Source organism: Serratia sp. JSRIV002 (assembly GCF_019968725.1).
GTDB lineage: Bacteria > Pseudomonadota > Gammaproteobacteria > Enterobacterales > Enterobacteriaceae > Chania > Chania fonticola_B.
Genome location: NZ_CP074143.1, coordinates 2362033 through 2388536, shown reverse-complemented (window position 1 = coordinate 2388536; position 26504 = coordinate 2362033). Strand labels below are relative to the sequence as shown.

The window sequence follows — 26504 nt, the reverse complement described above, 5'->3', positions numbered from 1 at the left end:
TGTTTTTATATAAATATGAGGAGATGGAAATGTTAAGAAAGATTGGTTTTTGTTTATTTGTTCTGTTCTCATTTGGTACTGCATCAACATTTGCGCAAGAAACACCTCACACACCGATTCAGGTTTCAGGCAGGGTAACCTATGAGTTCATTGGTCACTGGGATGTGGCGCATTTGAATAACATACTTAATGTTGATACACCCAAATTTTCGGGCGTTGATGTAAAATACACGCAGGCTAAAAATGCCGTTAACCTTTATCGTGTCACTTACCCTTCCGTGATCCCTGAACACGCCAACAAACCCACGATGGCATCGGGCTTGCTCGCCATTCCTGACACCGCAGAGCATGCTTTCCCCATGATTTCTTACCAACATGGTACCGTCTATGGTAAGCAGCAGGTGCCCTCTTTTCCTGATGAATCACCCGAAACACAATTAATGATCGCGCAGTTCGCCGCACAGGGTTACGTCATGGTTGGTGCAGACTATTTTGGCCTTGGCGTTTCAACCGAACCTGAAGGCTACATGGTAAAAGGCAGTCATCAGCAAGCAACCCATGACATGATTAATGCATCACAGCAGGTTCTTGCTCAAATGGGACTGTCAAATACTCGCCTTTACTTAGCAGGTTGGTCACAAGGCGGTTTTGTCACGATGGCGTTGCTTGAAAAGCTCGAAGGCATCGGGATGAAGGTTCAGGCAACGGCAACCGCAAGCGCACCACTTGACGTTTTTGCCCTGATGAATGGATTCCTTTCATTTCCGCGTAAATTTGATGCCAACTGGTTGAACAGTATCATGATACTTTCAGCCTTTGCCTATGAGAACTACTACGGGATCCCTGGTCTGGCACATTCTGTGCTCACGGATGAATATTATGACGTGGCTAAGAAAGCGTATGATCGTCAACCTTTCAATCCTGAAGACATCACCTCAGATCTCCACAAGCTTATTCGTCCTGAATATTTTAACCCGCAATTTTTTGCGAACTCAGCCTATGGCCGGCTTATTAGTTCTGCCCAGGCTTACCGATGGGTCATCGCATCCCCAGTACATAACTACTACGGAGAGAGCGATGAAGCGATTACCATTGGGGTAGGTAAAATGGCAATGACTTATGCGCAGTCAATGGGGACAGGTAATACGCTGGTTGAAGCCATATCTACAGGAGAAACGACACATAGAGGTACCTTCGCCACTGCCGTCCCACTTTGGAAAAGCTGGTTTGACTCCATGCAGTAATAGGGGGGAGGGCCAATGATGTAAAAAACCACGCTAAGGAGATAGTTTATTGTTTATGTTGAATTTGATGGCCCTGGCAACTATCAGGGCCGACTGCCATTGTCTCAGACTGGTTGTGTCGCACTAGCGTAGGCAAGTTAGCAACAGTTGCGTTGCCTAATTTTCAGGCAACCAATAAATAAAATTGTTCCGCAGGTGACAACCCTTCACTTTGCGGATGTTGATATTGTCCTTTACGTATCATGTGGAGCAGCTCGATTCCGGACAGGATCGTCTGCGCTCGCCGAAACGATTTGAATCCCAGCATCGGGCGTATGCGGCTTTTGATGTTGCGGTGATCTTGTTCAACCATATTATTCAGATACTTGTTCTGTCTGACAGTCATGATTTCTTCTTCTGGTTTGTCGGCGTTGAGTGTAGTCAGCGCTGCCGTGTTGGCACCAATTTTATCAATGACCACTATTTCAGGTTCGCCGTGGTGTCGAATGGCCTTGCGACAGAAGCGTAATACCGCTGCAGCAACCCGTTTGGCGGTCAGCAGGAAGTCGATGGTTTGGCCTGAAGTATCCACCGCGCGGTACAGATATTTCGACTGACCTTTGACCTTGATGTAGGTTCCATCCATTCGCCACCGTCGACCGACTGTGCGCTTGTGTCGGTGAAAAGCCTTATCCAGCGGGAACCAGACGGATAACCCAACGATGCAGCGTTGAATGGTCAACGACAATACCGCGCTCATCAAAACAGCATATTACCTGAGAACACCTTAATGCAACAGAACCATTTCCTATGCGTGAACCTCTTCGTTTACTTAGGCGCCTTCTCAAGCAGTGTAAGGTAGTGATCGATCAGGCCTACGTCATGTATCGGAGTATCATGCCCTGCAATGATCGAGTCGACTTTAAGCTCCCCCTGCTCGATAAGTCCTTTAAGTTTTTCCAAGGTTTTTGGGTACTCAGTTCTGTTGGCAAAACTCATTTTATTATGCTGTTTCAACCTCGGCGGGGACTGATGGGCTGCAGTATAATATCTCTTTCGTATTTTCGACAGAACCTCAAAAATAGGCCCCCTCTGGAAGCCTTACCACATCTAGCTCATATGAGAAGATAATTCAGCTGTTACTCAGCTACTTCCTCAATGACGAGATAGAAGATGGATATGAAGAAATCTCAAATAAAGGTCTCAGATACAGAGATCTACTCTCTTTCTTCACCATGCTCAAATTATTTAATTTTTTTTCAAAATAATCAAAATTTATGTTTTTCTTCACACCAGCAATCTTACATAATACTTGTTGAAAAGATAGCTTAATGATGCCATTCCACTCATCAAGAACAGTATCAATCAGCACATACAATTCTGAATTACTTTTCAGACGCTCAAACTCAACCAAAATCAACCCTCGGGCCGGATCAAATACAAATGCCGAATTAGCATTCCACATTGCCAACCCCATATGATCAGCATTATATTTCTTTTCAACACTTAAAAATTCATTTTTGTGTTCTTTAGCGACAGAGCCATAACTCACACCATGAGTCTCGCTGCAGTATATCGATAACAACCCCAATCCAAAGTCAATACTATCACTCCCATCAGGATCAATAAACTCATTTACGGAAGAAAGACCATCAAAATATGAGTCTTGTTCCATTTGATGTAATTTAATCTCATTTAATACAACGCTTAAAGAATGCTCTAACTCAGAAATTTTCTCTTTTTTTTTCAACGACTAAGATTGCATTTTTTTTGATGTGTTCATCACTGTTAGGAACGTTAAATTTACTCGTCATTTTTTTAACAAAAGAGTCTTCTTTTATTGTAGAAGAAAACCCCTCATAGAAGCCACTGGCAATACCTCTACTAGACAAGGCTTTTTTTAAAGGCTCAACGTGATTTTTACTTTTATTATCTCTGCAGTATCCTTCCGCCTTTTTAATAACCTCAATAAAGCAACTTGCTATACGATGGGCATCACCAGGCGTAATTAACCCCTTAGCAGAAGACATTTCTTCGCAAAGTACTCTAATCAGGCACAACGAAAGACCTGCACACATTCCTTGATTTGGATTATTAAGCAAAGGTGTATCCTTTTTCTCAGCATAGGTATAAGGATATAAAGTCAAAACAGCCTTGCTGCTGAACTTATTTAGGTCAAAAACATAAGAATTTTTAATATTGAACTTCATCAAATTTCACCCATAAAAATCACGAAAAATTATCGATATCACTCCAATTTAGCCTAAATAACTTTGCATATTACCATTCCACCTTAGCCAACCTGATCTTGACCCGCCATCTTCAGACAGCTTTTGTATCTTAAGTTAACGATGCCCGCAGGCGCCGGTATTCCTTCCGGGAGTGGTATCCCAGCGCGCTATGCGGATGGTTTTCATTGTAATGGTTGAACGCCGCAGCAAGATTCTGCAGTGCCGTTCTCACATTGGGTTTTGGCATGAACGCGATGTAGTCTTCCTTCATCGTTTTTACGAACCGCTCTGCCATTCCGTTACTCTGTGGGCTGCTCACTGCCGTTGTGCAGGCTTCCAGATTCAGCTCTCTGGCGAACTTGCGCGTATCATGCGCTGTATACGCCGAACCGTTGTCCGTCAGCCACTGCTCCGACTTGTCCGGGGGCGTTTCACCGAAGCGCTTTCCACCGCTCCGAGCATCACGTCCTGCACAGTTATCCACACCTCACCGATAGAATCCTTGGCCGCTCTCAAATCGTTGGGATGCGTTCACCCTCACTCTTCGATATTTAGCAGGCTCAAGACCTAAGCCAGAGACCTGCGAACATATTATGCAGTAATATTATTGGGATAATGTATATGCTTAATCAACAAAAGCATTAGATGAAATCATAAAAATAAAATGTTAAGCGATGCGCTAAAGAGAAGATTTTTATGCCCCTATAAAATAATGGATGGTCTCACCAGCGAGAAATCATTTTTTTCCATCATAAACTGCTTCATTAACCACCTTGAACCATCTATTTTACTTTGCATACTGGCATTCCTTGCTTTATTATATGAGTTCAATATTTCATCTATATTACCCTCTAAGTTCCCATGTGTGACAATACAGTCAGATAAAGTCACCGCGTCTTCTACTGCTGAACTAACCCCCTGTGTTGAAAATGGTAACATCGGGTGCGCGGCATCACCAATTAAGACAACTCTTCCTTTATGAAAATCAGGCAATAACTCAGCATCTCGATATAGCCAGCGATAGGAGTTATTTAAATCACACAAATCTAAAACATGGCAAAATAGCTTATCATTAGTTATTTCTCTTATTATGCTTTTTAAATATGATTTACCTTTCATACATTCTATTTTTTTTCGATTTTTTTTGCTATAAATTATATACATAACTGCAATGTTTTTGCTCAAGGGGGCGATACCAAAAGTCAACCCGCCTAAAGGGTGATGCATTTCGATAAAGTCACTACCTACAAGAGCATTTAAGTTTTCATGATGAGCGATTAGTGACATTTCTCTCACTGTACTATCATTTAAACTTACATCAGGAAAAATACAACCTCTTACTTTTGAGTTTATCCCATCAGCACCTACACACACATCACGCAATAAATCCACTCTCATTTTGCTGATGCTTTTATATTTTCCGTCAAAAAGATTAACATAACATCCATTTTCGAATTTTTCAAAACCAACAAACTCTTTTGAAAATGAAACTGAACCCGGTGACACCTCCTCATATAGAATATTCATTAAACACTCCCTTGTTATTCCATAGCAGTAATCAGGAAGTTTGTATGACAAACTAATCTCACTGGATGATTTTATCAATGCATTATTTAACTTAATTGATTGTGAAATTATTTTTTCAGAAAGCCCTAATCTCTCAAATGCAGAGATTCCATTTGGTAAAATCGTATACCCCAACCCCCTGGAATTATATGTATCATTGGAGTCATAAATATGATTATCCACACCATTCCTCGAAAGAAGAATACTCAAGCACAAGCCAGAGATACCGCCACCGAATATATAAACCATTATTCACCCACCAATGTTAAGAGTCGCCGTTGATTTGACCATAACGCTATAGTTTGTTGCTATCATCTTAATTGAGTCATTAAAACCAACTCACATACTTTCAATAATCGCAACATCCTTAATTATATAATCAGAGTAAGTGATATATTATACAGACAGACTTGTGTGATATTTTAATTACATTATCGGCAAAAACGGCGTATTGTTTACCAGTGATTAATTCAGCATCCTAAAGAATTAAGTTTAAAATCCACCACAATGTACAACCGAGTTTTATCTATATTGATTTAATTGAGAATAACCCATCGTGTGAACCTTCTAGATTGAGTGAATTCCCAATTAAAATATAAGGTATGTAGTAACTTCCCATAACAGCATTAATTACCTCCCTTAAATTCCCCTAATGATCTCCTCACCAATTGAGATTATATTTTCAATTAATAAATCACATACATCACTATGTTCCTTTTTCATTAATGTCATTCTAATACATTTCTCACTACTTAACGTACCTGCATGAGAAACTATATCACATTGAGCTAATGCGACATAAAAGCCTATAAGGCGCAGCCTGTCATATAATTTCTCAGTTGAAGCTGTAATATTAATACAGTCTATATAAAAAACAACAATATCCAAGTCAGGATCTGGAGTGAGTAATTTAAATAAGCCAGACTCATCCAATCTCTTTGCGATTTTTTTTGCTGTTATATGACAACTCATCAGAGCATCTGCAAATTCTCCATTTTCAATTAAAGGTAAATAATTCATTGTTGCCCACAAAGCTGCTGCGGCTGCGCCAGGCCTAGAGCACTCAAGTGAGGTTTCCCCTATATTTTTCCCTCTCCTATCAAAATAAGTATATGGTGAGTCATGACGGTAAGCATTTTCAATTTCACTTTGCCTGCCCTTATTAAATAGTACAGCCCCGCATCCAAAACCTTGAAGTCCATGCTTATGAGGATCTATGACAACAGAGTCAGCTTTAGGTAATGAATCATATATGATTTTATTTACATAGGACAAACTATTTCTAATCAAGTAAAAATACCCACCATATGCAGCATCAACATGTATAATAAATGAATGGTTCTTTCTTAACTCAAGAATATCATGTAAAGGGTCTAACGCCCCCATTAATGTTGTACCTAGTGTACAGACTATTACAGGTGATGGAGTTGGTAATGTTGTTAATACTTTAGTTAGGTGCCTTATGTCCATCCGACCGCAATGATCAGATGCCAGTTCGATATAATCCATCCCCAACAGCCTTGCCATTCTTTTATGAGTATAATGAGCATTACTGCTAAAAATAATAGTTTTTGCACCATTTTCCTTATGGAACCATAGAGCCTCTAAATTACCTGATGTACCTCCGGAAGTTAAATGGCCGTGATACGATTCCCATCCTATCATATTGGCCATTGAATTCATGCACTCTACTTCCATTTCTGTTGTTGCTCTTCCTCCATCATAGCTATGGTTGTTCGGATTTATTTGCATTGTTAAAAAATAGCTCATAACGGATATATCACAGATATAGCCTGACATATGACCAAGATAGTGAGGATGGTAAAATGGATCATTATTTACTAACTTTAGCAAAAGTTCCTCCATGATTTTACTTGTATCTTCTTTCCACCCCTGCTCAAAAGAAGGCAGATCTTTGTACATCCCCCTTAGTTTACATTGAAAGTCAAATAAAATTTCCGCATTAGCTTTTGATAACATGCTCAACCCCTGAAGTTAGTAAAGTAAAAATATCATCTACTGATCCGAATGAAAACAGTCTCTCTGGTGAGCCGGTTATCGATATATTGGAATTAAGAATTTCACATATATCACTTTCCTGAACTTCAATATCTCCATTTATAAATTTATTTAAAAAATAATTGGATGTAATAAGTCCTCCACCAAATGCAAGGAGGTTTTCCTTCTGATATATAACGCTAAATTCGATAATATAAAACCACAATTTAATCAGTGATTCGTGGTGTTTTTTATCACATGAAACCCATGAGTCCCCGAAAAACTTGCAAACCGTGTTAAATTTTGGATTAATTAAGTATGGAACGTGCCCATAAATATCATGGAGCATATCCACCTTATCAGACTGAGCCATTTGGTTTAAAGGTCTAATATTTGTATATACTGGAAAAAAACCGTTAGAGAGTATCGCAAACCATTTCATTATATTTACAGGAGGGGTAAGTTTAATCTTGCCTCCGAATTCATAAATTAAACCCTCTATTTGAGGTATACTAAGCGGAATTGATAGTAGGTTTAAATAATTCACACCATTATGCCACTCCTGACATATATGCTTATCACATGAAACAAGAAGTGGTATAAAACCTCCTTGAATACTAGCCAACTCATTTTCATTGTATTTCATACAACCCCTTCAAGCTATTGATATGATGAAATTTTTTAGTAAAACACAAATCAAACCTAATGAGCATTACAATATTTATATTACCTTGGCGAGTTAACAAAAGTTACCCGGCCATTTTTGCAACCAACAGAGAAAATAATTAACAAAGTGTCAATCTCTCTTAGATGGTATATTCAAGTTACTCTTTAAATACCTCATGTAGTAACCCAATATCTGTCAACGATTTCTTTGTTATAGTAAATAATCCGTTTACTAACCCCCATATTTAGCAGTTGACATTTCAACTACCCTATTCCATACAGACACCTTGGCATTTTCTATGCCATAATATCTGTATGCCGATACTCCACGCTAAATTTTTGGGTACCTAACAGCAATACTGTATTACGCCATCATCTCTTCGAGATTTAGCAAGCTCTGGGTGTAAGCTAGATGGAGAGAAAACAATACTTTTTTATGTCAATGGGATAATGCCTTCATTTAAAGGCATTTCGGCGCCAAACAGCATAATAAAAACGGTATATAGCCTGATAGCACCTTAATTCATCCCAGATAAGCTACAGTCAGTCCGATTGATTTTAATAACATCGAGCCCTTTTTTGATGAAAACCCAAGTCAGTCCTTTGCAGTAAGTGCCGGTTTCCACTTGAACAGCAGACTGGGCTGAATGGCATGCAAGCGGGGCACATGGGATACTAACACTCCCGGTTCCATCGACTGCTTAATAATAGCGATCTTTTCCTGAGGTGTTTTATGCCGACAGGCTTATTGCCCCAACAGTATTCCGGCCATATCAAAATCAGCGTTAGTGTTAGACATATATCGAAGCCTATCCCTTAAATTAGGAGACTTCTACTGTCTGACTTTCGCGGAGTCGCTCCAGGAAGATATCTATGCCAACTCTTCCAATCTCTATGCAAAAACTTATTTAAATACTTAGGCTTAAATATGATTCCAAGCTCATTCATCGCCAGATAGGACGGAGCCTAGCGATCATGACATCTTCAAATTTCTCCTACGTTTAGTCTCTCTTAGCTTTGTCAAGCACCGCCTTTTTACGGTAAGGGAACAATCGTATCGGGTCGTGATTGGGCAAAGCCAGGTTCATTTCCAATAAACGCCACTCTGCATCAGTCCAGCGTTTATAGGGTACCTGAAGTGGCCTTTTTTTTGTGGTATATCAATCCCAATTTACTTGCCTTGAGTTTGATTGCATCATGACTTCTGTGCTGAAGTTTCTCTGCGACTTCAGTACCTATTGCCGGGTAAAATTCACGCAAAATGTGCTCTTCATCAGGGAGCCAGCTGCGCCCTCTGGTTATTCCTATATGTTTTGCCTTTGCTATGATGGAGTTTTGGGCTCTACTAGGAAGTAACGTTTGCACGTAACTCATACCTCTTTCATCAGCGTAATGCTTACGCAGCACCTCCACTTCCTGCTCAGTCCACCGTTCTGATGGTGCTTTGCAAATCCCTAATGCATGCGCAACCATGTATACAGCACTGAGCCTCCTGCCAAGCGTGCCCGCTATCTCCCGTGTCGATGTCTTTCCATAATGTTCCTCTACGAAATTCAGTTCTTTTAGTGTCCAGAGTGAGCGATGATTTTTAGGCAAGGAGGGTTGTGCCATTTTCTTCTCCGCTCTCGTTGTAAGTTTATGCTGTTTCAGACCCAACCTATGTAACTTGCTCCTTACCGCGCCTGGAGTGCGTCCCAGTAAGACAGCCAATTCTGCAAAATGCATAGTACTCTGATATTGTTTAAGAAAGTTAATTTCATCCGGTGTCCAGTGCACAGTGCGACTGAGCGTGTGGATTTTATTAAGCATGTTTCTCCTCACATACTTGTCTTATTCAGGTAATTCGGTGTGTGCCTGGATGAGAATTATGTTCAATGAAGCTAGTCTTGAAAAATTATCTACCCCCCCTGACTTTTTATTTCCCTTCCCCTGTGTATTTACTCGATTTTAACGCCGGGTGACTTCCCGGAGTATTTTTATTATCACGTCGACATCATTCTGGTCTCCCTATTTATTCAATAATTAGTTTCGGACCAGGCTTAAGACCCTTAACAGTAATTCTTTATATATTTAAGAGGGAAAGCCTCTATTCGGATATATGGAGCAAAGTAATAACTATCAAGAGGGCGATTCCGCGCAGGAACCGTCGAATTTTACGTTACGCAAAATAAAATAATCACTTGGCACCATCAGTTAAATAATATTCTTAACGCGGAAGAATTTCCTCTCCCCTACTGATGTACCACCGTCAATCCGCTGTAGCGGCCATGCGTATTCGGGTCTGAGCGATCACGCAGGCTGCTATTGACGGTAAAACAGGCCTCCTTTCTGCCAACCTCAACAGATGAGACAAGTAAATACGCAATTTCATGTCGCACTCCGGCGTAGAGCCCCAATGTGGAAATTACTGAAAAAGAGCGTCATTTTAGACATATAGCGACATTGGTTGCGCCTATTTAGGTAACTTCCTTCTGTTATTTTACCTCCTAAGCAATCCACTTAATAATTTGATTGTCTTTTTAAATAAAGAAGCGAAGACAATTATTGCAACAACAAGGAAAATGTTCATTACTGGCGTAAACAAAAGGCCCGTGGCTGCCGTTGAGTTTTGTGGTGATATAAAAACATAATAATGCGTCACACTATCCAGTATAAGTGCAATAGTACAACCTATAATTGAAGGGTAAAAATCCTTGGACACTTTAAAGTAAAAAATAATTATTAAATAAGGGCATAATGATAAGAATAAAAAATATAAACCAATAAAACCCAAAGAACCCTTGGTTTTTAAAAAAAAGTTATCAATGTGCAAAAAAAATGCTAGCACCATCACCAGATATAACAATGGCGTGTATTTTTTAGAATAAGGCATTTTATTACTAATGATTACCATTAAATATAACCCTTGATTACTCTAACTAGTGGCATTACCGGAAACATTGACTTGATAAGAATGAAAGCCAACTTTGCATTAACGACATACTACCGGGATAGCTAAGTCACCTTACCGAACACTACATATCCTAACGCATCCGTCAATTGAATAAAAAATAGAATCACCATCAATATAACATCCTTTTCAATCTACGGGCAGTCAATAACCACTTAGGTGTATTCGTTTTTTATAATACCAGAATTACTGCTGAACATCATTGAATTTCAGAGCTCACAAAGGAGTATCCATTTTTATCAGCTACTCACCATTCAGCGAAAAAACCCGCTCCAACTGCACGGTACTCTTATAAGCATAATGTTCCAAGCATTTGATGAGCCTTTAGACAATAGAGAATGAGTATTGCTATGGAAATGATGAATAATGATATTACTAATCAATGAAAGAATACTTGGGTTATACCTGCATGGGCGATCGACCATGCTCCTGATCTTTTACCAATTACGGAACCCAAACAGCCATTCGTCATTGCCAAACTGACACCAGTTACGTGAATAGCCATTGGATAAATGGTGGTGGATACCAGTTTCAGACCATTTGCACCCTGCAACTCCGAAGCCGATAAGGAAAACAGCCATGCTATTGCGTGCGGCAGTCCCCAGGTCTCCGCTCACTTTTTAGCCTTCAGCCGTTTCCTGAGTCTTTCCCTGGCTTTTTCCAGCGATCGTTGTGAACGCAGTGGGAAAAGGGGCATCAGTTCGCTGCAAGACAAGTCAAGGGTACTCTCCAGTAAGCGCCACTCCGCCTCACTCCACGGCTTAAAAGAGACCTGTATATCTTTTAGCTTGTTATAGCGCAATCCCAGCAGTCTGGCTTTGTACTTGATTGCATCAGCACTTCTGCGCGGCAGTTTGCTTGCCACTTTTGCCCCCATTTGTGCGTAAAAGTCGCGTAAAATGCGCTCTTCACTCGGTTCCCAATGATAGCCACTCCTTATACCTAACTCTCGAGCCTTGACGGAAATAGACTGTTTTGACCTCCCAGGGAGTAGTGTTTGTACGTAAGTGATACCGGCCCCCTCGGCATAATGGGTGTGTAATACCGCTATATCTTCTTCACTCCATTCTTGAGCCTGTTTTTTGCAAAGCCCTAAACTCTGAGCCGCCATATGGACCGCAGAATACCCACGCCCGAGTTTAGCCGCAATTTCGCGTGTGGGTGTTTTACCGTAGTGGGTTTCCACATAGTTCAGCTCTGTTATGGTCCAACGTGAACGGTGGTTGCCTGGCTTGATATCGGAGGGGGGTTCCCGCAAGACCTTCGCGGAGATTGGCGGCTTAAGGCCTAGCCTCCTCGCCTGGGCTCTCACCGCACCTTGTGTCCGCCCCAATTTAACTGCGATATCCACCATGGTTTTTTTAGCATAGTGTCGCTTAATAAATGTAATATCATCCGGTGACCAGTATTGGCCTGAACGGAGTTGACTCGTTTTATCAAACATCATTCTCTGCCTACCGTTAATGTCATTGGGCTGGTGAAGATGACACCGTTTGCGCTGGGTTTATCAGCGCATAACGATTAAGCAACTGCGTCAATCGGCTGTCGATTTGCGTTTTCAAGGAAGCCGAAACGTTCCGCTGGGGTTTCTGAGCCAGTTCTCGTAACAAGCTCTCCAACGGCGGTGTGCGCAGTAAAGGCTGCTGTATGGCATAAAGTGCAGATTTCAGTTCAGAGACGGTCAGGTACTTTCCCCGTTTTTCATCGAGACCGTTGAGTTGGGTCACCAGCGCCTGCAACCGGGCCAGTGCCTGATAGCTGTCCTCCAGCTGTTCAACCGGCAAGGCATTGGCGTTGAGGGTCTGCTGCCAACGCTGCTGCAGCGCGGCGGCTGTCGGGCTCTCCGGCCACAGAGTGTGGGTCTGTTTTATCAATGCCATCCCGTAGTCTTGCACCCAGTGGGGGGATAACATCGCCAACTGTGAGAGCTGTTTGTCTGTCAACGCCAGCAATGCCGGGGCGGCAGCATTCAATGCGTCTGACTCGCCCCAGCGCAGTTGAGACTGCACCGCCTCAGGCAACGCTTGCGGTAACGACGCGAGCGAGCTTTTCACCTGTGCTTGCACATCAGTGACGTAATGGCTGTAAACCATCCAGCCAACGCATACCGCACACAACATGCTGACGCCGACGCCAGCAAAAAAGCCTTTCCACTCCCGCCGTTTTTTCTGCGCTGTAGTCACTACCCTAACTTTAGGCGACATTTCCGGTTGGGCGATATACACCCAGGGCTGTTGCACGTTTGATGAAGGCTGAGGTGCTGGTGTCGACTGCGGGGGCGGCAACATCCCGCCGGTGATGTTTGGCGCGAATTGCTGCTCATTGCCTTGAGCATTCTCCAGCCTTACTGCGGCGATGTGCAACAGTTGCACCAGGGTATCCAGTTGGCTCATGTGGCGCAGTTCGAGGCGCTGTAAAACCTCGCTAAAGTGTTTTAGTCGTTGTTCCGACTGATACAACGCAGACAGGTCACTGTATTGCCAGTTCAGGGTACGCAATACCCCATGTAAACGCTGAGTGAGTGCTGAGAGGATTTCTACACGGGCATGGACCGGTTGTGGCCACAATGCGCCCCACTGGTGGCTAACCAGCGCCTCAATAATCGACAGCCCTTCATTCAACCCGGCAACCCCGGCCAACTGGGTGCGGGTCAGGGTATACCAGGCCGCCGTCTGCAGCTCCACGCCGTTGTGTTCAAACAGCGACAGGCACAGTTTTTCGGCATAATGCCAGCCCACATCCGGGCGCGCCGGGTGGGTGAGTTTACTCAGTTCATCGCGAAGTGCGGCATAATCAGCCAACGCACGCGGGTCGCCACCGGTTTTCAGGTAGCGTTGAGACAGAAAGGTCATGGTGTGTGGTTACCCTGATTAAGACAGCCACTGCTGTTGTTGTAGGTGCCGAATCACTATCTTGCCCTCCGGCATAAATTCGGTGCCATAGCGCACCAATCCGTGGTCTTTCAGTTGTGCATCAATGGCATATCGCAGTTCGCCCGGCTGCGTTTGTTCCTGCATCACCACGTCAACCTTCTTCAGGCGTGGCTCGTATTTCAGCAGGACAGCGGAGAGCGTGACCATCAGCTCATGCGCCGAGCCGGGCATGCCTTGCAGGATTTTGCTCATGTCCGGTAAACCGTAGTCCGGCAAATGGCTGAGCGTGCCTGCCCGGCAGTTGAGAATGCGCTGCATGTTGTCGAGTACCGAGAGGATCACCTGATCGGCTTCGTTGACCTGATGCAGCTCAAGACCACCGGCAAAGTTACCCAGCAGTATTTCGTAGAGTGAGAGAGCGCCGGACATCATTTTTTCTCCGCAAGCAGGGTCAACGTGTTATTTCCCACCTCGACAGTGCGCGGCTTATCCGGATCCAGATCGTCGCGGGTCAACACCCGACGCCACTGGTCTTTCGACATATCCGGATCACGGAACAGGCCGACGATCGCAACAAATTGAGCGTCTTTCTCCATCGGCATATCCAGCGATACGGCATTTCCCGGTTTGACAACCACATCGCGGCTGGCCAGCAGATCCGCTTTCAGTGCGTCATCGCCCCCATCAACCAACTGCTGATACACCGTTTTCTGGAAGGTTTTATCATCACGTAGCTGATAGACGCGAACCAACACTGGCTGCGAGGACGAACTTTCCTCGTGTGCATCGGTATTCAATGCTTCACGTCCGGTAAAATCCAGATGCAGCACTTTTATGTGCTTATAAAACAGAGATTTTGTTGCTGAGACAGTGCCATCGGTCACCGTCTGGGTCAGCCCGCAGCCGCTCAGTAATAAAGCCAGCGCAGGCAGCCAAAGTTTACTTTTCAACGTGGTATTTAATAACACGACCATTTCCTTCTTTATGTCTGTCAGGTGCCATTCCGCTGTAGCGACCCAGCGCCACGGTAAAGTATGCGGGGAGATCGTCTGACGACGCGTCATCACCCAGCCCCAGTACGCCAGTCAAACCCAGCCTTATCGCGGGTTCCCCCAGAACAGGGGCCGGGAGCAGCCGTGTCGGTACCGTCAACTGAATGCAGGCGGTGTAGCGCCAGCCCAGATACACCCTGAGTAACACTAAAAAATCGGTATACAGTACACCATCTGGCAACCAGTCTCTTGCCTCCTCACGGTCTGATGTGTGCAAGGAAATCAGCAACTGACTGTTGGCATCAATGACCTCCTCCCCCATCACCGTACCGCCATCCAGCCAGTGAGTGCCGTCATCGGCAAACCGCATCGGTGCAGCGATCCGCACCGTGCGCAAGCAATGCGGCGTGACATCGGCCTGCGTAAAAGGGGCTAACAGACGCACCAGCGCCTGCACGCCTTCCGCCGTTCTTCCTGGCAAGCGCATCACGCCCAGTAACGCCAGAAAGCGTGAGGTCGGCGTCGCAAAATGCGACTGAGTGCCGGGGATCCCCATGCCAATAAGCCCCAGCACGCTTTGCGAGGTATTGTCTTTCCCCCCCGATTCGAACGTGGCAGGATAGGAGTACTTTCGCCAAATCCGGTAAAACTGCGTCATGAACCGGTGGTTAAAAATATCGAGGAACCCTTCCAGTGCCTCATGCCCTTCGCGCTGTTGGGTGATGTCATCGATATAGGACGTCGGCAACGGCGAATCCACCCCGTACAGCCCCATAAACGTGGTGCGAATGGTCGGCGGCGCATCCTGATGTTTTGCGTCCATTTCCAACGCCTTCAACTCACTGACCGGAAATCCCATTCCGGGGTGCGGACGAAAACGCACACAGTCATCGGCAGGATCCGCGGTACTGCCCAGCGGCAGCGTTCCGGGTTGCTGCTCGAGTAACTGACAGAGGCGGAAGAAATTAATCTTGCCAATATCCCGTTCAAGCCTGGCGATTAGCAGGGAAGACGGGTTTTGTGGTTCTCTTCCCATTCCAGACGTTCTCCTGTCGGTTGCAGTATCAGGGTCAGACGGTTGAACAGATGAATGTCGGTATACAGCGCAAAAAAGCGGCTGAGCATTTCACCGAACAGACTGATATCACCGGTACCTGCAAAGCCGTTGCTGTCGAGTGTGATCTCGATATGGACCCCGCGCAGCAGATAGCCGCGTTCAAAGCGTTCGATCTCGCTGTGTTTCACCTCGACGATGGCCTCCAGACGGCGGCGGTTCATCTCGTTTTCCGTCCAGTCATATAACGCCAGAGTACCACGCAGCACATCCGCGCTGTCCATCATCCACAAGAAACTGCTGCCCAGATGGCTCAATACACGCCAGTGAAAACGGTCACGGTTCGGCGGATAACACGGCATGGTAGGTACGGATACATTACGCACCCGCACGTTGACCCCGGTAGATTTCACCGCCGTATCCAGCACCGTGCTTTGCAGGGATTTGCGCGACAACTGGCCGTTGGTGCCAGTGAGACTGAGGGAGAGGTTTTCATTGTCCGGTACGGTGTGGTTATCAAACGCCTCGCCGCCCAATACCAGCCACGTATCGTGCAGGCCGGAAGGGCCTCGCTTGACGCGTGTATGGTAGTAATATTCCGGCGCGTCGTGTCGCAGCATCCCACCTTTGTGACGGAAACTGGTGAACGGCACATACACCTGGTGGCCAGAGTGTTTGGAGGAGATCACCGCATCCACCGAGTAAATTTCGGTATGGCCATCCTGCACGCGCATCGGGTGCAGCAGATATTCCGTCTGTAACGAGGAAAGTGAAAGTGGATCCGATTCCAGCGGAAAGAGATTAATGACCGGCACGCAGTGCAGCCGCAGGTGTTTTTCCGAGAACGAGAAGTCGTGCTCCCAGCGCTTCTCCAGCACCACATCGATTTCAAACCAGGCCAGATCTGCCGGTAACGTCACCGCGTCCAGTCCCCTGAGCGCGACAAACATGAATTTTTCACGGAAGGTGAAATACTCCAGCAGCAGTTGATAACCGCTGAACGCACTGTCCCCTTTTGGCCACAGTGTGTCCTTATCACTAAAGCCCTGTGGCGCAAAGAATGCGTCCAGCGGTTGACGGTCAGCCTGGCCCGGCAGGCGTATCCAGAGTTTGGCGGTGTTAAGCGTTAGCGCCTCATGCAAGGCGCAGGCCAGCGGTGTATCGGCGTCAAAATAGAACGGCAGATGGCGCAGAGTGATGACGCTCCAGTCCACCAGTTCACTGCAGGTAAAGCGCAAGCGGATCACCGAGCGGCCATCTGGCTCGGTATCCAGCACCGCGCGGTTCAGGGTGAGAGGCAGCAGCTCAATATCCTTCGTGGTGGTGTACCGGCAGCGTGTGCGACGTTCACCGATAGGGCGCGAAAGTATTTCAAAGCCTTTACTCACCGCCATGGGCTCTTTCATGCTCTGCCATTCCGGAGTGAACTCCACAATAGACAGGGAGGGAATGGTGCGCAGATAGTGTGGCCACAACAGGCTGACCAGCCCTTCGGTCAGTTCGGGCAGGTCATCGTCGAGCTTTTCACGCAGACGCCCCATCAGAAAGGCAAAACCTTCAAACAGGCGTTCCACATACGGGTCACGGGCCCCGGTTTTGTCAAGGTTGAGTGCAGACGCCCGGTCGGGATGCGCACGCGCAAATTCGTCGCCCGCCTCGCGCAGGTAACGCATTTCGGCTTCAAAATAACGCAGGGTTAAATCGTCCATAGAGATCCACAGTTAATCTGGCAGAGTTATTGGTTAGCCACACAGCACGGCAGCGCGGGCAGGATCGAGTGCTATCAACCCGCTGAGCAGGTTGTCCATTTCCGTCAACAGGCTGTTTTTGTCACCGCCGCTACGTTGTGCTTTCATGCGCAGAAGCTTCAGCCGCCGGGCTTTGACCTCAAAAATTAATTCTGGTGCCCACTGTTGCAAAGTGAGCACCGTCCCCCCGTTATCGAGATTGTCCAGCAAATGCAAGGCCATATCACTTTTACCGAACTGCTCCGCAACGCGTGCCATCACCAGACGTATCAGCCACTGGTGACGCGGCGTACTGATCCCCGGGCGTGACTGCAACCACTGCAGCGCCGTTTCAACACCGTCGCTGTCGGCTTGCGCCAGCGCTTCAGATTCGAACTGAAGAATATCGTCTTCGCCCGACGTCACCGCAACGGCGGTTTCACTATCCCATCCGCTGGCAGACTCCAGCACCTGCTGAGTGATCCAGCTTTGTGTCACTTCATCAGCAAACGGCGTGCCGTCGCTCCAGCATAAACTTTCCATCCCCGGCAGACGGGTCAGAAGCAGATTGAGATCCTGCGTAATGCACGTTGCCCAGCCTTCATAGGGTGCGCCAGATTTCGTGAGTGCCTGGTGTAAATACCACTGCACGTCCAGCCAGAAGTGGTTCGCGCCTTCGGCAAACATCGACTCTGCCTGATCCAGCAGGTCGATCCAGCTTTGTTGCAGGTATAGGCGTTTGAGCTGTGCGCGGTATTCGGGGCGTGGTGGCATCAGGCGGGTTCGCCCGCGGGCATCCAGCGAGGGCAGTTCGTGTACCGTGTCCCAGCGCACGCTTTTAATAAGATGATGCCCGGCGAGCCAACCCAACGGTTGATCGCGCAGGTACTTCGCCAGCGATTTGGCCTGATCGAGCAGATCACGCCCGGATTGCACAGGCCGCAATGAAGGCGATGCACTGTTGCTCTCCTGCGCAGAGGAAGACGCACTGCTGTTTTGCGGAACGACGGCGTTCATCCCACCGGATTGAACGAGCCGATTTTCGAGTGAGGAAAACAATGCGCCGAGTTGCGGACGAGAGGCGTCATCCCAGCTGCTCACGCCGTGTTCTATGACCGTCAGTGCGCCCACAATACGCGCAAAATCAACGTTGTCGACTTCCGGATACAGCGACAGGCTATCCCGTACGCGGGGGCCGGAGATCCATTCCAGCGCCGCTTTTCGGCTTGCGGCCCGCTGCGGATGTAACGATTCACCAAAGCGGTTTATCAGCCCGGCCAGCAGGGAAAGGCCCTCGGCCAGACCCGCCTCGCCGTCACGATGCAGCCGAGCCCAGAGGTAATACGTCGCAACACGAACGTCCTTGCACTGACCCGTCAGCAGTTTTTCCGCCAGCGCGCAGGTCAGCGTGGTGTCTGCGCCAGAGAGCTTATTGACCTCTTCGCGCATCTGCTGAAAATCATCGTCGTAGCCGGGGTCGGTTCCGGCAGGGTGATCTGACGAGATCGGTTTCAGCCAATTATCCCAACGTTCAGCCTGAAGATGCGCCTGTTTTAAAAGCGATTCACGTTCTGCACCACAGGCGTTTTGTAGTGTGGTCAATGTGGCCATTATTGTTCCTCGGCGATCGCATCGGGATCAAAAGGGGGTTCGCTTTGCACCGGTGTTTGTATCAGGAAGATCTGATTGGGCAGCGTGAAGTTACGCAGCGGCAACAGACCCAGCGGACCTTTGCCCAGCTCGGTGCGCAATATCCATTGAAGCGGCTGCTTGTCCGGTGTCGTGAACGTCAACTGATAGCGGCCTTCGTCCAGCTTTTTCTGTTTTGTGTGTTCAAGCCAGCGAATAAGCCCCCAAGTGCCCTGATAGTCACCGTACAAACGGGCACCGGCGGATGTCGTGGTCCATGTCAGCAGGGTCCCGGGTTTATAGGTATCGCCTGGCCAGCGGAAGCTCTGCCAGCTTTCCATCTGATTGAAGTAATGCAGTTTTTGTCCGTCAATCGACAGATGGGTTTCCACCACATCCGGCACCGGACGAGCCAACAACTCAAACCGCAGCCCTTGGCTGCCGTCGGTGAACAGGATGTCAGAAATCTGGCTCAGCTGATTAATGGCCGCCAGGAAGTCGGGATTAAAGGTCAGCCCCTGATTGTTGACCCTGTCCGGTACCCAGCGGGTGCCTTCTTTATGCAGTACCCCACTCAGTTCACGGGTCAGGAAACTGTCGATGCGCCCGCTGTCTTTGCGGATGAAGTCGGCCAGCATCGGCAGGGAGGCATCGCTTTTACTGACGGCAAACGGGTAGCGCCCGTCAAAGGCCGACTTCCAGTTCGCCACAATGGCGTTTTTCCAGCGGTCATTCAGGCTGGCTGACGAAGGCTGCAACACCGTTTCCCAGGCCTGTGTCAGCGGCTGAACAAACATCGTCTGGCCGAAGCCACTCCATTCTTCACCCAGACTGGCGGCGATCAGGCTGCCGTATTCCTGCGTATCAGTCAGATCGACGTTTTTGCCCTGGAAAACGGTCTGAGCCAGGACCTGCGTCATTGCCTGCGGGTCTGAAGCATTCGCAACCTGCTGGAGTTTCAGTCGCACACGGGTAACGCGGGTCAGCAATGTTTGCAGGCTAAGTGAGCTATCGGACGACATCATCGTCTGCGCGTTGCCTTTGCCCATCAACGTCAACAACGGCCCGAAGGTCTCATCCAACGGGCCGACCGGGCCGCTGGCCTGCTGGTCTATCGCCGGTTCGGCGTCTTTATTCATCAGGGCCTTGGCCGATTTCACCAGCGAGTCTGACAGCGCGTCGGTCTGCTGCCCGGTTTGTCCCTGCCAGGCTACGGTGTTCATCAGCGCAATCAACGGCGACTGGCGAACATCACTCATCAAGGTGAGTTGGTCAATCACATCAGACAGGTTTTTCGCCTCATTCCAGTGCAGGCTGTTGAGAAAACTCAGCCAGGCACCGGCAAAGTCGGTGAAGTAACGTTCGGTCAGGCGTTTTTTCAGTGCTTCCGGTGAGATGTCATCGGAGATGGCACGGCGGTTATCGCTGAGCACCCAGTCAATCTCTTCACGCCGCGAAGTGACCGCGTTGTCTATCGCCTGCAGGATCTGTTCATCCCACGCTTTGCGGGTGAACATGCCCGGTACGGTTTCAGCGCTCGTGAACAGCCGTTGCGCATCGGTTTCCCCCGTCATGTCAACAAGCGTCATGTCCGCAGAGTTGCGGCGCACAGACAGCAGCATGTTTTCATACAGCGTGCTTTCGGCATTACGCTGGCCGATTTCACCCAGCAACACCTGCCGGGTCTGTGACACCAGGGCCTTGTCCGGTACGATTTTCCAGCTCGGCTGGCCGGGCAGGTTGTGGGCATAAAACTGCCACAGGTCGGGTGCCAGACTCTGCCAGAGACCGGGAGAGACACCCGGGCGAAGTGGCTCGGTGGTTTTCATCACCTGAGCGTAAAAGGCACCGTCGGCTTTTTCCGGGCGCACCATCATCAGGTACGCTTTCAGTTGGTCATAACCGGATTTTGCCAGTGCAGCGCGTTTCGGGCTATTGGCGGGCAGGTTGGCCACGACGCCGAGTTGTTGTTGCAGGCTTTCTACAGCGGCATCGCGGATCAGACGGTTGCTGACGTTGCCATACCACGGCATGAGGGTCGCAAGCAGTTGGGCATTATGGTCCAGACCAAAACGCTGATACCACGGCGCACCATTCGCCACGCGCGACTGTAAACGGCCAATATCATTACGCAGCGCATGCAGGGCGATCACCTGTTCATCCGACACGGGCTGCGGCTTTGCAAGGCGCTGTGCCCCCTCAGCGACCGAGAGCATCTGCTGGCGATTGACGGTAAACGACGCCACGCTGCCTGCGCCCCACAACACCATCAATGTCAGCAGGCCGGTATACAGCGTCTGCTCCCAGGGAAGACCGACGCGGCGGCCCGGAGCCGAACGGCAATCCGCCAGCAGCCCTTGCCAACTGGCCGGAGCGCTCCAGGCTTTTTCATGCACGTTCGCAGAAGCGTTCGTGGACACCTCTGGCAGGCTGAACATCAACCCACGCAACGGAATGCGGGTAGCGTAATCGGCGAACCATGGTGTCAACACCTGTCGCCAGCGGGCGGCCTGTTTATTTTTTAGTGATTGCCCCAAGCGCAACAGGAAATCATGCGACGGCTGCGCCAAGACCTGCTGCATGCCCTGTCCGCGTAACGGCGGTAACAGCGAGATCAACTGCTGTTCAAGGGTCGTTGGGGTGGCCTTCGCCGGGAACAGTACACCGACCGGTTGCGTGACCCGCTCATCCTGCGCCCAACCGCTCTCACACACCTGCCACAGATAAACGGGGGGCTGATAGCGCAGCGCCTCACCGGCTTTTTCCAGCGTGCGCAGGCCATTATCCAGCCACGCGGCACCCTCGCTCTGTGCCTGAGTGACGGCCCAGACCACGCCATCCAACGGGCGACTGCGGCACAGTGTGCGCCATGCAGTCAGGCGTGCCGGGTCGATCAGTTCACGTAGGCTGCCGCCGTGCAGCAAGACGGTGCGCTGCCCTTCCAGCCAACCTTGATCAGCCAGTGTGGGGGCCAAAGCGGCAATCTGTTCAGGCTCACCCACCACCATCAGCAACCGCACTTTATAACGCCAGAACAGGCCATAGCGGCGGCGCAGGTGGGTTTTAAGCAATGCAGTTTCGTTTTGTAATGGCGGGACGCGTTGTACCTCTTTTTCTGCCCGCAAGACATCATCCCCTTTCAGTGCTTGCCGCTGTGCCTCATAGGCTTGACGACCTGCACGACGGATTGCAGCATAATAGAGTGCTATCGACAGCAAGAAAAAACCGGTACCGCCTACAATGCCCCATTGCCAGAAACGGTGTGCGTTACTGTTGGGGGGGATCCCCAGCACATGCGGTTGACGCCAGACCAGCCAGCTCATGATAGCAGCGGTTAGCAGTACGAGGATAGCTAATGGCCAGAAGTAAGAACGAGTCCAGGTGCGCATCACTGCGTCATCTCCTGCGAAGGATTATAGGGAGAAACCACGGTATTCCAGACGCCAGCGCCAGGCGCTGACGCCCCACTAAAGATAAACTGGGGGGACTGTGTCAACTGAGCGGCCTGTGTGGCAGCAGCAATCGCCAGCCAGGGGGTAACGCATCCGGGGTGACCCAGCGAGGTGCCCACGTCGTAAATGCCCTGCTCACGTGTCACCGGAAATGCCACCGTTTCCATTACCGTGCTGAGCGAGGCTATATTCTCCTCGTCCAGGCCGGAAAACCACACATGGTTAAGTGACTCAGGGGAAATCGGTACCCAGTCCAGGGCCTGACGGACACCGTATTCCAGTCGAGCTTCAGTGGCGAATTCCGGACGGTGCAGATACGCCAACGGAGGCAACGTTTTTTGGGTCAACCGGTTGCCGAAAATCAGCCCTACGACCGATTCGGCGGTCATCTCTGGTTGCTGAGAATGTATCTGCAACGCCACCACAACCAGGAGTGCCTCCTCATGAATATGGTTATCCAGCCAGTCATCCACCCCCGACAATCCCACACAGTCAACACGGCTCATTGAGTGGACAATATCCGCATCATTCCAGGCGGCCTGCCACACCTGTTGTAATGCCTCGTCAGATAATGCCGTATCAGATCCCAATATCAGCTTTAGGGGAATGTCATCCGCCAAGGGGGCTAAGGTTTCAGCCAGCGTCGTGAACACCGAAAATAGCAGGCGTTGCGTCATCACTTCCGATGACTCGCCCTCAAACTGCGGCAACCGGCTATGCCGCACTGCGGCCTGACCTTGCCAGGAGGGTTGTGATAACAGGGCATTTTCGTTTTGCACCAGAGCAGAAAGCTGAGCATCAGGATTTTCCTCATCGGTATGTGCTGTGTGTAATACCGCTGCCAACACCTGAAGTGAACGGCGGCCTTGTCGGGTTTGCTGTAACAACACCTGCCAATGGCGTTCATCCCAACCATCGGCCACCAGATGCTGACCGACGTAGACCAACCAACGTACCGTAACCAACAGGCCCCAGAACAGTGAGGGGATCCCCAGGGCCAGTAGCCAGAACAGTAACGGCTGACGCCCCACGGACTCTCCCCCCCGTAATGCCGTCGCCAGCACCCCAGTCAGCAGGAAACAGGGAAAAACGCCCAGCCAACGCCACCAGCGGATTGGCACCGGACGCGGTGCCAATCCGGGTAGACGATCCAATCTGACAGGCATAAGGATTAACTCGCTGTGGCTTGAGACAGGGAAGATAGCAGGGTACACCCACAGGCACACCGATGGCCGTGGAAGGCCACCGGGATCCCGTTATCACAGAACGTAGCGTGCCCCTCGCTGATTACAGTATCTCGGTGTTGGGGACAAGAGACTGGATCCCCGAGACGGGCAACACCAATACCACCGAATTTCATAGTGGACGACCCCGCTGTGACCGTACCGCCGTGGGTGGTTTTATCACCGATACGAATAACTCCTTTCATCGTTTTATTTCCCTACCCTTAATTTTCATATTTATCATATTTCCAGCCTTTATCTTTTACGCATTGTTCGAAAAGGCCATGAGCATCAGGAACAAAATCTTGCGGCACTGTAGCCACCCCCCCCGTATTAGTATTGATAATGAAACCAGGGTCACTACCAATATATGCCTCATCAGATTTCGTTAAAAAGTCAACATCAAAAACTCCCTTACTAAAACCAATCTTCTTCAAAATTTTTTGTTTTGATAAATCAAATAAAATCACAGTACTATCCTGCGGGTTACTCTCATTAATTTTTATAGGGTGTCCCCATAAAATCAATCTATCCCCAGAGCAATTAATATTATAACCTGTCAAATTTACATCTGTTTTAAGGTAAAGATACCTCCCTAGATTTTTAATTTTAACATCGCTATTTCCCGACTTATCAACAGTAAGTGCAAAGGCGAAACTATAACCTAAAAAATAACATATTGACATTAACGCTAAACATGAAATTATAATGTTTTTCCTCATATCAATTAATCCCATCCATTAATACTTTAGATATCCTAACAGTATGATTCCATCGTTCCACATCAGCATTATGCCCACCATTAATAGAGTATGTCACAGATCTTGAATGTTCAAAACTAACACCACCTTCAATAATAGCTTTATTAATTGATAAAAATTTATTAGGCCTAGCTCCCGCAGTCCAATACCAACCACCAGCATCAATGCAGTTGTAATTATTTAAAGATAATGCCTGAGGTTCTGAAATTACAGGTGCTTTACTGACTCTTGTTGGATTCCACCACTGCTCAACAAACCCTTTATATGTCATCTTGTATTTCATTATATCAATCCATCCTCTGTACCCCCAATATTTACTATAATTTTCCCTACCCGTTAACTGCTTCATACCTCGCCCTCTAAACTTAGGACCATCACCTGACTCAATATTACCTAGACGACCATTTAGATAATCAAGATATCCTCCTGTAGGTGGATTATAATATCCATCAATTTCACTACCAAAGCTGGGGTGAGATGGATTCTTACTAAAGCTAGCTGCACCTTCAATCATCAGAACAAGCATATATGACTCAACCGCTCCCTGTCCAAAAAAATGAGACTTCCTTGTGGGAGTGACAATTAGATATTTTTCCAAAGCTTTATTAATTATACTACGGTAATTTTCTCGTACAGAGTCCGGTGTTTTACTTATTTTTTTCAAAATAGTTACAGGGTATATATTATCTGGATATATTAATGCCAACTCATTTTTTGAGTTCCAATTACACTTCCTAAAATGCGTAATAAACTGCCGTGGCTCAAAGTGCCAGACCAGCCCAGAGGGTAAACCCAACGCATCGGTGTTAAAGCATAAGGCTTTGATATGCGCTATCAACGCATTCCAGTCTTTTTCCGCCAGACTGACCTGCGCAGCAGCCAGTTCAAACTCAGCAGAGACAGGGGGTGAAAAACCCGCCACCGTATCAGGCTTGGTACACAAGACTTCATTCGCTTTTTCAATATCAACACTCACGTCTGTCAGCGCCGATTTCAACCAACCATAACGCGCCTCCGCCGTTACTTCATTCCATTCCAGCGGAAAATGACAAATCGTTCGACTCAGTTCATCGCGCGTTCGGCACATCACACTCAGCGAATTGCATTGGCTGTTAGTATCGGTATCGTCGTCGACAAGCAGCCACCCCATCCAGTGCGGAAAATCTCCGTCGCCGAACTTTTTGATTTCACTGGCCGCCAGATTGACCCAGCCTTTACCTCCCGGATAGTTGACGGTACGCCACAACGGCGCGTTGGCTGGCACCAGAGTTTCATGTTCGGTATTAATCACCCGCCCAAAACGCAATAACTCATAACCGGCACTCGGGCTGTCCGGATATAAATCAAGCGTGGTTTTATAAAGATTATATTCATAATCCGCCCCATCCGCGTTAACCAACACGTCCCCCACTTCCGTATAGCCGCTTTTCGGCGCGGGGGCTTTCTGCCGGGTAGTCATGCTGCAACTGCCTTTATCAAAACGCATGGTCACAAACAGCGGTTCGCTACTTCTATACAGTGCGTTTTCTCTCGGCGTTAACCCGTTATTCGCCGGCCTCGCTGGGTAAAATGGCGTACCGGTAGGCAGATAAAAGTGCATATCACCGTAGACCGCATCCGTGCGCCCATCCTTGCTCAGATCCAGCTCCGGCGTCGTGCGCCCCACCAGTTTTGGCAGATTGGCATCATCGCAAAATATCTGGAAGTGAATACCATTTCGACCATCAATCTTTCCCACCTGGCCCAGTGGGTCTTTGCGATAAACCCTGGCTCCCTGTTTTACCTCACTTTTGATACTCCCCATGTGCATATACAGGGAGTAATACTCGACTTTACCAGCCTCACCGCTGCCTATTTCAGTCTCATGCTTGAGCAAGACGTAGCCAAAATCAGTCCCCCCGTTGTAGTTCAACGGCGGTTTATCCCGTTTTTCCTGACTGGGTTGACGCAACGAGATCACCATACCATCCGCAATCGCACGTATATATTCCACGTTGCTGCCAATATCGCTGTGCACCAAATGCACACCACCGTGCCAGGCATGACGGCTGTTAAGCGGATAATTGCGCTGGACATCAATCGGGATCATCCGTTCTACCCAATCGGCATCGCTTTCTGAACTGTTTTGGTCACGTAATCTCGGAGGACTGATAATCATT

At 48.1% G+C, this 26504-nt stretch carries 19 protein-coding genes and 3 pseudogenes; 1 reads left to right on the top strand and 21 read right to left on the bottom strand.

What is annotated here, in order from left to right; genetic code table 11:
- The first annotated feature begins 29 nt into the window (after positions 1-29).
- A complete protein-coding gene (locus KGP26_RS11145; protein ID WP_223537233.1) occupies positions 30-1244 on the top strand; it encodes a S9 family peptidase in 1215 nt (404 codons plus the stop codon).
- A 163-nt stretch (positions 1245-1407) separates the two neighbouring features.
- Here KGP26_RS11145 and KGP26_RS11140 read toward each other — a convergent pair.
- From KGP26_RS11140 to KGP26_RS11040, 21 genes and pseudogenes are all read right to left on the bottom strand, one after another.
- Positions 1408-1981, bottom strand: a pseudogene (locus tag KGP26_RS11140) (IS6 family transposase); the annotation flags it as partial.
- A gap of 389 nt (positions 1982-2370) precedes the next feature.
- Positions 2371-2973, bottom strand: coding sequence for a hypothetical protein (locus KGP26_RS11135; protein ID WP_223497918.1), 603 nt, complete (start codon positions 2971-2973; stop codon positions 2371-2373).
- Positions 2948-3433 carry a hypothetical protein gene (locus KGP26_RS11130; protein WP_223497919.1) on the bottom strand — a complete coding sequence of 162 codons (486 nt, stop codon included), beginning with the start codon at positions 3431-3433 and terminating at the stop codon, positions 2948-2950. The genes KGP26_RS11135 and KGP26_RS11130 overlap by 26 nt, the downstream gene beginning before the upstream one ends.
- A gap of 130 nt (positions 3434-3563) precedes the next feature.
- Positions 3564-3931: pseudogene (locus KGP26_RS11125) on the bottom strand (integrase core domain-containing protein); the annotation flags it as partial.
- 225 nt (positions 3932-4156) lie between these two features.
- Positions 4157-5269: an NAD(P)/FAD-dependent oxidoreductase gene (locus tag KGP26_RS11120; protein WP_223497920.1), complete on the bottom strand. Its 1113-nt coding sequence runs from the start codon at positions 5267-5269 to the stop codon at positions 4157-4159.
- Positions 5270-5659: 390 nt separating this feature from the next.
- On the bottom strand, positions 5660-7000 hold the full coding sequence (locus KGP26_RS11115) for an aminotransferase class V-fold PLP-dependent enzyme (RefSeq protein WP_223497921.1): 1341 nt from the start codon (positions 6998-7000) through the stop codon (positions 5660-5662).
- Positions 6984-7664 carry a hypothetical protein gene (locus tag KGP26_RS11110; protein ID WP_223497922.1) on the bottom strand — a complete coding sequence of 227 codons (681 nt, stop codon included), beginning with the start codon at positions 7662-7664 and terminating at the stop codon, positions 6984-6986. The genes KGP26_RS11115 and KGP26_RS11110 overlap by 17 nt, the downstream gene beginning before the upstream one ends.
- 639 nt (positions 7665-8303) lie before the next feature.
- Positions 8304-8456: pseudogene (locus KGP26_RS11105) on the bottom strand (transposase); the annotation flags it as partial.
- A gap of 350 nt (positions 8457-8806) precedes the next feature.
- Positions 8807-9493 (bottom strand): hypothetical protein, encoded by a 687-nt coding sequence (locus KGP26_RS11100; protein ID WP_223497923.1) that lies wholly within the window; start codon positions 9491-9493, stop codon positions 8807-8809.
- Positions 9494-11247: 1754 nt separating this feature from the next.
- The gene (locus KGP26_RS11095; RefSeq protein WP_223497924.1) at positions 11248-12081 is read right to left on the bottom strand and encodes an SANT/Myb domain-containing protein; all 834 of its coding nucleotides are present in this window, start codon (positions 12079-12081) and stop codon (positions 11248-11250) included.
- Between the two features lie 19 nt (positions 12082-12100).
- Positions 12101-13486, bottom strand: coding sequence for a VasL domain-containing protein (locus KGP26_RS11090; protein ID WP_223497925.1), 1386 nt, complete (start codon positions 13484-13486; stop codon positions 12101-12103).
- Positions 13487-13504: 18 nt separating this feature from the next.
- Positions 13505-13939, bottom strand: coding sequence for a type VI secretion system baseplate subunit TssE (gene tssE / locus KGP26_RS11085; RefSeq protein WP_223497926.1), 435 nt, complete (start codon positions 13937-13939; stop codon positions 13505-13507).
- Positions 13936-14475, bottom strand: a complete 540-nt coding sequence (gene tssJ, locus KGP26_RS11080) for a type VI secretion system lipoprotein TssJ (protein WP_371822033.1) — start codon at positions 14473-14475, stop codon at positions 13936-13938. Before tssJ ends, tssE begins: the two co-directional genes overlap by 4 nt.
- Positions 14447-15535 carry a type VI secretion system baseplate subunit TssG gene (gene tssG, locus KGP26_RS11075; protein ID WP_223497928.1) on the bottom strand — a complete coding sequence of 363 codons (1089 nt, stop codon included), beginning with the start codon at positions 15533-15535 and terminating at the stop codon, positions 14447-14449. The genes tssJ and tssG overlap by 29 nt, the downstream gene beginning before the upstream one ends.
- Positions 15499-17262 carry a type VI secretion system baseplate subunit TssF gene (gene tssF / locus KGP26_RS11070; RefSeq protein ID WP_223497929.1) on the bottom strand — a complete coding sequence of 588 codons (1764 nt, stop codon included), beginning with the start codon at positions 17260-17262 and terminating at the stop codon, positions 15499-15501. Before tssF ends, tssG begins: the two co-directional genes overlap by 37 nt.
- 33 nt (positions 17263-17295) lie before the next feature.
- The gene (gene tssA, locus KGP26_RS11065; RefSeq protein WP_223497930.1) at positions 17296-18891 is read right to left on the bottom strand and encodes a type VI secretion system protein TssA; all 1596 of its coding nucleotides are present in this window, start codon (positions 18889-18891) and stop codon (positions 17296-17298) included.
- Complete coding sequence (locus KGP26_RS11060; protein WP_223497931.1) at positions 18891-22298, bottom strand: ImcF-related family protein; 3408 nt, start codon at positions 22296-22298, stop codon at positions 18891-18893. Before KGP26_RS11060 ends, tssA begins: the two co-directional genes overlap by 1 nt.
- On the bottom strand, positions 22298-23527 hold the full coding sequence (locus tag KGP26_RS11055; RefSeq protein ID WP_223497932.1) for a hypothetical protein: 1230 nt from the start codon (positions 23525-23527) through the stop codon (positions 22298-22300). The genes KGP26_RS11060 and KGP26_RS11055 overlap by 1 nt, the downstream gene beginning before the upstream one ends.
- Positions 23528-23532: 5 nt before the next feature.
- Positions 23533-23790, bottom strand: coding sequence for a PAAR domain-containing protein (locus KGP26_RS11050; RefSeq protein ID WP_223497933.1), 258 nt, complete (start codon positions 23788-23790; stop codon positions 23533-23535).
- A gap of 18 nt (positions 23791-23808) precedes the next feature.
- Positions 23809-24321 (bottom strand): hypothetical protein, encoded by a 513-nt coding sequence (locus KGP26_RS11045; RefSeq protein ID WP_223497934.1) that lies wholly within the window; start codon positions 24319-24321, stop codon positions 23809-23811.
- Positions 24308-26503, bottom strand: coding sequence for a M23 family metallopeptidase (locus tag KGP26_RS11040; protein ID WP_223497935.1), 2196 nt, complete (start codon positions 26501-26503; stop codon positions 24308-24310). Before KGP26_RS11040 ends, KGP26_RS11045 begins: the two co-directional genes overlap by 14 nt.
- Position 26504: the final 1 nt, after the last annotated feature.